Annotated in this window: 2 protein-coding genes; both read right to left on the bottom strand. The window is 63.4% G+C overall.

Annotation, left to right across the window (positions count from 1 at the left end):
• Window positions 1-189 (bottom strand): DUF2933 domain-containing protein (locus GVL03_RS20175; RefSeq protein ID WP_159502658.1); only part of this gene is annotated, 189 nt, incomplete at its 3' end.
• A gap of 33 nt (window positions 190-222) precedes the next feature.
• On the bottom strand, window positions 223-451 hold a 229-nt coding region (locus tag GVL03_RS20170; RefSeq protein ID WP_306770359.1), incomplete at its 5' end, for a DUF411 domain-containing protein.

Genomic DNA, 451 nt, shown 5'->3' with positions numbered 1-451 from the left:
GTGCATGAACAGGTGCATCAGCGGACAAGCCGCCAGCAGCAGGAAGGGGAGATAGCCGGCAACATGTGCCGTGTGCTCCTTGAGCAGGAAATACGCGGCGACAGCGGCGATGATGAGGAACGCCACGCCGTAGCGCGATCGCCAGAACCGGGGGCGATCGCTGGGGGTCTGTGTGTGCTGATGCTGCATGGCATATCTCCACGGAGAAGGGTTGATGGATGGTCAGCGATGCGACTGATAGACCGTGCTGCTACCGTTTTTCCCAATCAGCAGCACGTCGTAGGCGTCCTTGCGTCCACCATAGGCCGGACCATCCATGCCGGGCGAACCGACCGGCATGCCGGGCGCCGCGAGGCCGATGGCCTGCGGGGCTTCGCGCAGCAAGCGTTGAATGTCCGAGGCAGGCACATGACCCTCGATGGCATAGCCGCCGATCTGCGCCGTGTGGCAA

The organism is Microbacterium sp. 18062 (assembly GCF_902706225.1).
Classification (GTDB): Bacteria; Actinomycetota; Actinomycetes; order Actinomycetales; family Microbacteriaceae; genus Microbacterium.
The sequence above is the reverse complement of the archived record's forward strand: the minus strand, read 5'-3'. Positions and strand labels throughout refer to the sequence as shown.